The sequence below is a fragment of the Aeromicrobium sp. Root495 genome, assembly GCF_001426755.1.
Classification (GTDB): domain Bacteria; phylum Actinomycetota; class Actinomycetes; order Propionibacteriales; family Nocardioidaceae; genus Aeromicrobium.
In genome coordinates this window covers 610,951-619,330 of sequence record NZ_LMFJ01000001.1, presented here as the reverse complement: position 1 = coordinate 619,330, position 8,380 = coordinate 610,951, and the positions used below count along the sequence as shown (strand labels likewise).

The window sequence follows — 8,380 nt, the reverse complement described above, 5'->3', positions numbered from 1 at the left end:
CCCCCCCCCCCCCCCCCCGATTTGCGCCGTAGTAGACCGAACCCGACGCGGGACTTGGTCCAACGCGACGCAATCCTGCGTCCACAGGCTCGGGCCTGGTTTCTGTCCGTCCACAAGGGGCCCCCGGCCCCCTCCCGACGACGGCCGAGCGACGACACGGTGAGGGGATGCTCGACATCCCCGCCGGCCTGCTCGGCCGCCCGTTCACCCGCGTCGAGGCCAATCGCACCGGCGTCTCCGACCGCATGCTTCGGGGCCAACGGTTCGTGCGCATCCACGCAGGCGTCTACCGCACGGCCGACACCCCAGCCTCGCTCCCCCTGCTGGCGCGGGCGGCGCTGCTCGTGCTTCCGCCAGGATCGGCACTGAGCCACGTCTCGAACCTCCAGCTGCGCGGCTTCGCCGTCGGACCGGGGCTCCCCCTCCACTTCGCGAGCGACCACCCACATCAGCATGTCCGCGAAGGCGTGAGGCTTCATCGATATCTTCGCCCGGTGATCACCGAGATCGTCGACGGCCTGCCCGTCACCGATCCCCTGCGGACCTTCGTCGACGTCGCTACCCAGCTCGACGACCGCCGGCTGCTGCGGGTCGGCGACTGGTTCGTCGGCTCCCAGGGCGTCTCCCTCGAGCAGCTCCGGTCCTACGCGCACGACTCGCACCTGGACGGTGTGCGCCGAGCCCGCCGCGTGGTTCGGCTCGTCGCCGAGCGCGTCGCCTCGCCCCGCGAGACCGACCTGCGGTGGTGGCTGCATCGAGGCGGACTCCCCGACCCCGAGGTCAACGTGGAGATCCACGACGACCGGGGGCAGTGGCTCGCTCGAGGCGACCTGGTCTACCGGAAGGAGAAGGTGCTGGTCGAGTACGACGGCTGGCAGCACGAGCGCGACGCCAGGCAACGGCAGTGGGACCATCTGCGGCGCGAGCAGCTGGAGGCGGCCGGGTGGCGCCTCGTCGTGATCACCTCGGCCGACTTGAAGAATCCGCGGCACGTCGTCCAGCGCGTCCGTCAGGCTTTGGCCGCCCGAGCATGAACCAGAAATGCGCCGTATTGGACCGAACTCTCGGAAGAGTTCGGTCCACTACGGCGCAAATCTGGTGAGGGCGGGGTCAGTCGCGCGTGAGGCGACGGTGCGTGACGCGGTGCGGGCGGGCCGCCTCGGCGCCGAGGCGCTCGATCTTGTTCTCCTCGTAGGAGGCGAAGTTGCCCTCGAACCAGAACCACTGGGCCGGGTTCTCGTCGGTGCCCTCCCACGCCAGGATGTGCGTGGCGATGCGGTCGAGGAACCAGCGGTCGTGCGACGTGACCACGGCGCAGCCCGGGAAGTCGAGCAGCGCGTCCTCGAGCGAGGACAGCGTCTCGACGTCCAGGTCGTTGGTGGGCTCGTCGAGCAGCAGCATGTTGCCGCCCTGCTTGAGCGTGAGCGCGAGGTTGAGACGGTTGCGCTCACCACCGGACAGCACGCCGGCCTTCTTCTGCTGGTCCGGGCCCTTGAAGCCGAACGACGCCACGTAGGCGCGGCTGTTCATCTCGAAGTTCGCGACCTTGATGAAGTCGAGGCCCTCGGAGACGACCTCCCACACGTTCTTCTTGGGGTCGATGTTGGCGCGGGTCTGGTCGGCGTAGCTGATCTTGACCGTCTGGCCGACGTCGAGCACGCCGGCGTCGGGCTCCTCGCCGCCGGTGATCATGCGGAACAGCGTGGTCTTGCCGACGCCGTTGGGTCCGACGACTCCCACGATGCCGGCACGCGGCAGCGTGAACGAGATGTCGTCCCACAGCACCCGACCGTCGAAGGCCTTGGTGAGGTTCTTGGCGTCGAGCACGACGTCACCGAGTCGCGGTCCGGCCGGGATGTTGATGTCGCTCGTGTCGATCTTGCGGGCCTTCTCGGCCTCGGCGGCGAGCTCCTCGTAGCGCGCCAGACGCGACTTGCTCTTGGCCTGGCGACCCTTGGCGTTGGAGCGGACCCACTCCAGCTCCTTCTCGAGCATCTTGGCGCGCTTGGCGTCCTTCTGGCCCTCGATCTTGAGCCGGGCCTGCTTGGTCTCGAGGTACGTGGAGTAGTTGCCCTCGTAGCCGTGGATCTGGCCGCGGTCGACCTCGGCGATCCACTCGGCCACGTTGTCCAGGAAGTACCGGTCGTGGGTCACGGCGAGCACGGCGCCCTGGTAGTTCTTGAGGTGGCCCTCGAGCCACTGCACGGACTCGGCGTCCAGGTGGTTGGTGGGCTCGTCGAGCAGGAGGAGGTCGGGCTGCTGCAGGAGCAGCTTGCACAGCGCCACGCGGCGGCGCTCACCACCGGAGAGGTGGTCGACGAGGACGTCGGCCGGCGGGCAGCGCAGCGCGTCCATGGCCTGGTCGAGCTTGGAGTCGATGTCCCACGCCCCGACGGCGTCGAGGTAGTTCTGGAGCTCGCCGGTCTCGGTGCCGAGCTTGTCGTAGTCGGCGTCGGGCTCGGCCATCTCGGCGTACGCGGCCTCGAGGCGCGCCATCTTGGCCTTGATCTCCGACACGGCCTCCTCGACGTTCTCGAGGACCGTCTTGCCCTCGGTGAGCGGCGGCTCCTGCTGCAGCATGCCCACCGTGGCGTCGGGATCGCGCACGATGTCGCCGTTGTTGGGGTGGTCGAGACCGGCCATGAGCTTGAGCAGCGACGACTTGCCCATGCCGTTGGGGCCGACGACACCGATCTTGGCCCCGTGGAGGAACGACAGCGACACGTTGTCGAGGACGACCTTGTCGCCGTGGGCCTTGCGGATGTTTTGGAGAGAGAGAACGTAGTCAGCCATAGGGGTCCAGCCTATCGAGAGGCGCCCACCCTGCCGTGCGCGGCCGGGGGAGGCTACTTCTGGGCGCGCAGGATGCCGGTGCGGAACCGGCCGTAGCGGCCGAGCTCGGCGTTGACCGGCGCGAGCACCTGCTCACGGCCGATGCGGACGACGTCGGCGCACAGACGCTCCTCGGCCTTGCGCGCCCGACGCCTGGAGCCCAGGAAGCCGGCGAGCCGTCCGACGACGGCGAGCACGACGCCACCCACGAGCCCGGCGATCGCCACGAACCACGGGAGGTCGAGGCCACCCACCTGGCTCGGCGTGTCGAGGACACCGGCCACCACGAGCACGCCCCACACGACCCCGCCGACGAGGGCGAGGAGGGCGAGCCACTGCAGCGCGCCGGCCACGCGCCACCACAGCGGGGTGCGGTCGAGCGCGAGGTCGGAGCCGGAGACGGCGTCGTCGAGCGAGGTGATGACGGTGTCGGCGCGGCTGAGCGAGGCGTCGCGGACGGCGTCGCGCCACGGTCGCTCGAGGCCCACCGAGGCTCTCTCGGCGATCTCGCGCACCGCGCCCTCCACCTGCGAGCGCTGGACGCGCGACGTGACGGCGGTGGTCCTGGAGAGCTGGGCGGGCGAGAGGTCGGCGTCGAGACCGAGCGCCTCCGGGCTGGGCCGGCGACGGCTCGTCAGCGGGCGCAGCGGCAGCCAGCTGGTGTGCTGGAGGGCGCGGCGACGCGACGACGCCTCGATGGCCGAGACGAGCTGGGGGATGCCGGCGGCGTCGAGCAGGCCGAGGTCGAGGGCGTCCTCGTCGGTGGGGCCGACACCGGGCACCTCGGCCGTGCCGCCTGCCGAGGCGACGGCCTGGGCCGTGGCGTCGAGGTCGGAGGTGAGACGGTCCTGCGCCGAGTGCTTGGCCCGGATGCGTCGGGCGAGCTCCCGCTTGAGGTCGTCGACGCCGTCGCCGCGGGTGGCCGAGACGCCGATGACGGTGACGTCGGGCAGGCCTTCGTCGGCCAGGATGCGCCGGACGTCCTCGAGCGCTCGCTCGCGCTGCTCGTAGTGGATGCGGTCGATCTGGTTGAGGACCACGACCGTGACGTCGCGGTACTCGGCCATGGGCTTGATGTAGCGGTCGTGGATGGCGGCGTCGGCGTACTTCTGCGGGTCGAGGACCCAGACGAGGACGTCGGCGTAGCGCACGAGACGGTCCATCTCGAGGTGGTGCGAGACCTCGGTGGAGTCGTGGTCGGGGAGGTCGAGCAGCACGAGCCCGTCGAGCTTCTGGTCGTCGGCGGAGCGGTCGAGCATGCTCATGCGCGACACCTGGTGCCGCGCCGGGATGCCCATCCACTCCAGGAGCTCCTGGGCGCCGTCGGGACCCCAGGCGCACGCGAGGGCCCACGACGTGGTGGGACGACGCACTCCCACGCCCGCCAGCTCGAGGTCGGTGAGCTGGTTGAAGAGCGAGGACTTGCCCGAGCCGGTGGCACCGGCCAGCGCGACGATCGTGTGCTCGCCCGAGAGCCGCAGCCGTGAGCCGGCCCGTTCGTCGAGCTCGCGCGCCGGAGCGAGGACGTCCTTGCCGAGGCGGCCGTCGGCCGCCTCGAGAGCGGCGGAGAGACCGTCGAACCGCGCCGACACCTCACCGCGAGCTCCGTCGAACGACGGCTCCGGACCGGTGCTGGTCATGCGCTGGTTCCCCCCTCGAGGAAATCGGTGTGGCGTGCATATTCTGCCTGACGCGCAGCGTCACGGAGTGCGCCCTGGGCCGCCTCGACCGCCGCGGGCGTGTCGATGAGCGCGAGGTAGCGCGCCCGCTCCTGGGCCAGGAGCGCGTCGACGGCCTTCTCGAGGCTCTCGCGGCTCTCGACCACGAGCTGGTCGGTGACGCCCACGCCGAGGACGCCGCCCAGGAGCGTGCGTCCGGCGGCGACGGCCTTGGCATCACCCGATCCCTGGGGCGCGCGGCTCGTGAGCACCAGGACCATGACGGCCACGGCGAGTCCACCAGCTCCCAGGGCGAGGACGTCGGAGGAGAGTCGCTTGTCGGCGATCCGGGACCGCACGAGCTCGGTGACCTCGGCCTGCCAGTCGTGCGTGATGCGCTCGGCGCGCGTGCGGATGTCGTGGGAGGCGCGATCGAGGCCACGCGACGCCTCGAGGACGGGGCGACCCGTGACGGAGTCGAGCCAGCCACGGCTCGTGGCCTCGGCGGCGAACTCGGCGTTCTCGACCACGAGGGCCTGGATGGCGCTGGCGATGGACTCGGCCACCTCGGCGTCGCGGGTGCGCTTGCCGGTGACCCCGTCGAGGAAGCGGCTGCGGATGCGGCTGACCTTCTCCTCCACCGAGCGCAGGAGCTCGCCGGTGCCGACGAACTCCTGCCACCGGGTCAGGACGTGTCCGCTCAGGAGGCTGCCGTCGGAGAGCTCGCGCTCCACCACGCCGACCGCCTCGTCGTAGGTCTCGTCGACGTCGTCGGTGAGGTCGCGGACGGCCTCGACCTGCTCGCCCATCTCGTCGGCGACGTCGTGCGCGCGCATGACGGTGTGCCGCACGGCACCGTCGAGCGTCTTGAAGACGACGGCCTGGCGGCCCGCGGGGTCGGAGGCCAGGTCGTGCAGCCAGCTGCGGATGGGCGCGACGGCCGCGGCCGGGATGAGCCCGTCGGGGTCCACGCCCGACTCGGGGACGGTGAAGAGCGGGGAGTCCGAGAGCCCCCGCGAGGTCATCATGCGGGCCAGGTGACCGCGCACCTCGACGAGGTCGGACGGCGAGGTGCGATCGAGGACGACGGCCACGGACGTGCTGCGCTCGGACGCACGACGCAGGTAGTCCCACGGGACCTGGTCGGCGTACCGGGCGGCCGACGTGACGAACAGCCACAGGTCGGCGGCGGCGAGCAGCTGCGTGGCGATGGCGCGGTTCCCGGCGTCGATGGAGTCGACGTCGGGCGCGTCGAGGATCGCGAGGCCTCGGGGGACCCCCGGGGACGCCGCGAGGCGCAGGGCCGAGACGTCGTTGCTGGGCTGGTCGGTGCGCGGCAGGTCGGGCAGGATCCGGTCGGGCTGGAACCAGTGGGCGTCGTCGGGGTGGTGCACCAGGACGGGTGAGCGCGTGGTGGGCCGCAGGACGCCGGACTCGGTGACGCGCGAGCCGACGAGCGAGTTGACGAGCGTGGACTTGCCGGCGCCCGTGGAGCCGCCCACGACCGTCAGCAGAGGGGCATCGAGCTGCACGAGGCGCGGGATGACGTAGTCGGAGAGCTGGTCGGCCACGGCTGCCTGGGTCGCGCGGGCCACGGACGCGCCGGGGGTCTCGTACCGCAGCGTCGCGGTCGTCACCTCACCCAGGAGCTTGCCCAGAGCGTTCAGCAGCTCGACGGGCGCGTGGTCGCTGGGCACCGGGTCTCCTCTGTGTGTCTTGTCCGCGCGGGGTCGTGTGACCTCAGGTTAGTGGAAGCGGGGCCTGACGCAGACGGGCAGCCTCGCGGAAGGACGACAATTCGCTGCACGTCGCTCCACCTGCGTTCCGGACCGGCGCCGCAGGCATCAGCCGCGGCGGCTCCCGAGGGCCGGGGGGAGCCGCAGGTAGGGCCTCAGCTCGTGCATCGCGTCGAGCAGCGCGTACGTGCGCTCGACGCCGTGCGGCATGGTCCGCCCGCTCATCATGGCGGCGTGCAGGAACGACATCTGCGTGGCCAGGGCCTGGTAGCGACGGATGGCCTTCAGGGCCACCTTCCCGTGGTTCTTCTTGGCGTAGCGGCGGGCCCTGCGGCGGTAGCGGAAGCGCGACAGGTAAGGGATCTCGGCCGGGTGGATCCAGCCCCGCTCGCTGACGTAGGCCAGCGAGGACTCCAGGACGCGAACCTGCCGCACGCGCACCACGATGGCGAACACCCCGAGCAGGAACAGGACCGCGGCCAGGGCGAGGTAGGCCTGGATGAAGCCCCGGCCTCCGCCGTAGGAGAGCGAGCTGTTCCACACGGCGTGCAGGCCGATGCTGGCCGTGAGGCCCAGCACCACGACGATCACCTTGAGGACCCGGCTCCGGCACATCACCGCGATCCCGAGGGCGATGCCGAAGGCCGACGTGAAGAGCGGGTGGGCGAACGGGCTGAAGATGCCCCGGACGATGAAGGTGAGGGTGGCGCCCTCGGCCCCGGCGAGCTTGGTGTCGGGCGAGCCGAGATAGCTGTCGAGGTAGTAGCCGATGTTCTCGATGAAGGCGAAGCCGATGCCGACGATGCCGGCCAGCACCAGGCCGTCGAGGAAGCCGTCGATGACGCGCCGCCAGCGCACGAAGGTGAGCAGGAGGAACAGGCACTTGGCCGGCTCCTCGGTGACCGGGGCGATGACCGACGCCATGGTGTCCTCGGACAGGTCCCAGGTCTCCTGGATGAAGATCTGGAGCGCCAGGGCGATGGCCACCGCCACCACGCCGCCCCACACGAACGCGGCGATCTTGTAGCGACGCGGCTCCGGCTCGTAGCGGTCCAGCCACCAGTAGCAGAACCAGACCACGGGCAGCGGCAGGATCGCGTAGAAGATGGAGAGGCCGGCGCCCTCGGGATCGCTGCCCGAGGTGGCGATGAGGGCGGCACCGGCCACGCCCAGCGCAGCGACGAGGCCCACGAGCAGCTCCAGGGCGAGCCGGCCGCGCTGCTTGGGCGTCTCGCGGTAACGCGGCAACGGTCCGGTGGGGCTGGGCAGACGGGGCTCGGTCCCTGTCGTCGTCGCGTCATTCACCCGCCGAAGCCTAGGGGATCCGCGCGCTGTCGGCCGTTAGGCTGGCCCCGGGCCCGACGCGGGCCCGGGCGCCCGTAGCTCAGCTGGATAGAGCAAGAGCCTTCTAATCTCTAGGTCGCAGGTTCGAGTCCTGCCGGGCGCGCCATGTCCACCGATCCGCGCTCCCTCCCCCACCACCGGCCCCGGCTCCTGGTGCTCGTCCTCCTGGGCGGCACGGCCGGCACGTCGGTGCGGCACGCGACGGCGGAGGTCGTGCCGGTCTGGCACGACGTCCCGGTCGGGACGTTGGCGGTGAACCTGGTGGGGGCGTTCCTGCTGGGTGTGCTCCTGGAGGCGCTGGTCCTGCGCGGGGCCGACGTCGGGCAACGTCGGGACGTGCGCCTCCTCCTCGGCACCGGGTTCCTGGGCGGGCTCACGACCTACAGCACCTTCGCGCTCGAGAGCCAACGGCTCCTCGACGGCGGGCCGGCCGGTGTCGGCCTGGCCTACGCCGTCGGGACGGTCGTGGCCGGCCTGCTCCTCGCGGCGGCCGGGGTCGCCTCCGCGCGGAGGTGGCGGCCGTGATCCCGCTCCTCGTGGCCCTGGCCGGCGGCCTCGGCGCGGCCACGCGCTTCTGGCTCGACGGGACGCTGCGCGGCCGGTCCAGGGCCGTCGGACCATGGGCCACCGTCGTCATCAACGTGACCGGGTCGTTCCTCCTCGGCCTGCTGGTGGCCTCGGCCCCCGACGGGGCCTGGCACGACGTGCTGGGCACCGGCTTCCTCGGCGGCTACACGACGTTCAGCGCCGCGAGCGTGGAGGCCCTGCGCCTCGCGCAGGGCCGGCAGGGCGTCCGGGCGCTGGTCCACG

Annotated in this window: 7 protein-coding genes and 1 tRNA gene; 4 read left to right on the top strand and 4 right to left on the bottom strand. The window is 71.5% G+C overall.

The features are described from left to right. Window positions 1–167: 167 nt before the first annotated feature. Window positions 168–1,034, top strand: coding sequence for a DUF559 domain-containing protein (locus ASD11_RS03265; protein WP_056283213.1), 867 nt, complete (start codon window positions 168–170; stop codon window positions 1,032–1,034). 76 nt (window positions 1,035–1,110) lie between these two features. On the opposite strand, the gene ettA is transcribed toward ASD11_RS03265, so the two are convergent. The 4 genes from ettA to ASD11_RS03245 form a co-directional block, all read right to left on the bottom strand. Beyond that, complete coding sequence (ettA, locus tag ASD11_RS03260; RefSeq protein WP_056283209.1) at window positions 1,111–2,793, bottom strand: energy-dependent translational throttle protein EttA; 1,683 nt, start codon at window positions 2,791–2,793, stop codon at window positions 1,111–1,113. 53 nt (window positions 2,794–2,846) lie between these two features. Continuing rightward, window positions 2,847–4,472 carry a GTPase gene (locus ASD11_RS03255; protein ID WP_056283206.1) on the bottom strand — a complete coding sequence of 542 codons (1,626 nt, stop codon included), beginning with the start codon at window positions 4,470–4,472 and terminating at the stop codon, window positions 2,847–2,849. Next, on the bottom strand, window positions 4,469–6,187 hold the full coding sequence (locus ASD11_RS03250; RefSeq protein WP_056283203.1) for a hypothetical protein: 1,719 nt from the start codon (window positions 6,185–6,187) through the stop codon (window positions 4,469–4,471). The genes ASD11_RS03255 and ASD11_RS03250 overlap by 4 nt, the downstream gene beginning before the upstream one ends. 147 nt (window positions 6,188–6,334) lie before the next feature. Further along, window positions 6,335–7,531 (bottom strand): PrsW family intramembrane metalloprotease, encoded by a 1,197-nt coding sequence (locus tag ASD11_RS03245; RefSeq protein WP_082554139.1) that lies wholly within the window; start codon window positions 7,529–7,531, stop codon window positions 6,335–6,337. Between the two features lie 68 nt (window positions 7,532–7,599). On the opposite strand from ASD11_RS03245, the gene ASD11_RS03240 reads away from it, so the two are divergent. The 3 genes from ASD11_RS03240 to ASD11_RS03230 all read left to right on the top strand — a co-directional run. Further along, window positions 7,600–7,676 (top strand) — tRNA-Arg (locus ASD11_RS03240). After that, on the top strand, window positions 7,676–8,095 hold the full coding sequence (locus tag ASD11_RS03235; RefSeq protein WP_056283197.1) for a fluoride efflux transporter FluC: 420 nt from the start codon (window positions 7,676–7,678) through the stop codon (window positions 8,093–8,095). The genes ASD11_RS03240 and ASD11_RS03235 overlap by 1 nt, the downstream gene beginning before the upstream one ends. After that, the coding region (locus ASD11_RS03230) for a fluoride efflux transporter FluC (RefSeq protein WP_200940048.1) at window positions 8,092–8,380 on the top strand (289 nt) is incomplete at its 3' end. The genes ASD11_RS03235 and ASD11_RS03230, both read left to right, overlap by 4 nt.

Coding starts and splice junctions, on each gene's coding strand:
- ASD11_RS03265 (WP_056283213.1), top strand. CDS start 168: ATGCTCGACATCCCCGCCGGCCTGCTCGGCCGCCCGTTCACCCGCGTC.
- ettA (WP_056283209.1), bottom strand. CDS start 2,793: ATGGCTGACTACGTTCTCTCTCTCCAAAACATCCGCAAGGCCCACGGC.
- ASD11_RS03255 (WP_056283206.1), bottom strand. CDS start 4,472: ATGACCAGCACCGGTCCGGAGCCGTCGTTCGACGGAGCTCGCGGTGAG.
- ASD11_RS03235 (WP_056283197.1), top strand. CDS start 7,676: ATGTCCACCGATCCGCGCTCCCTCCCCCACCACCGGCCCCGGCTCCTG.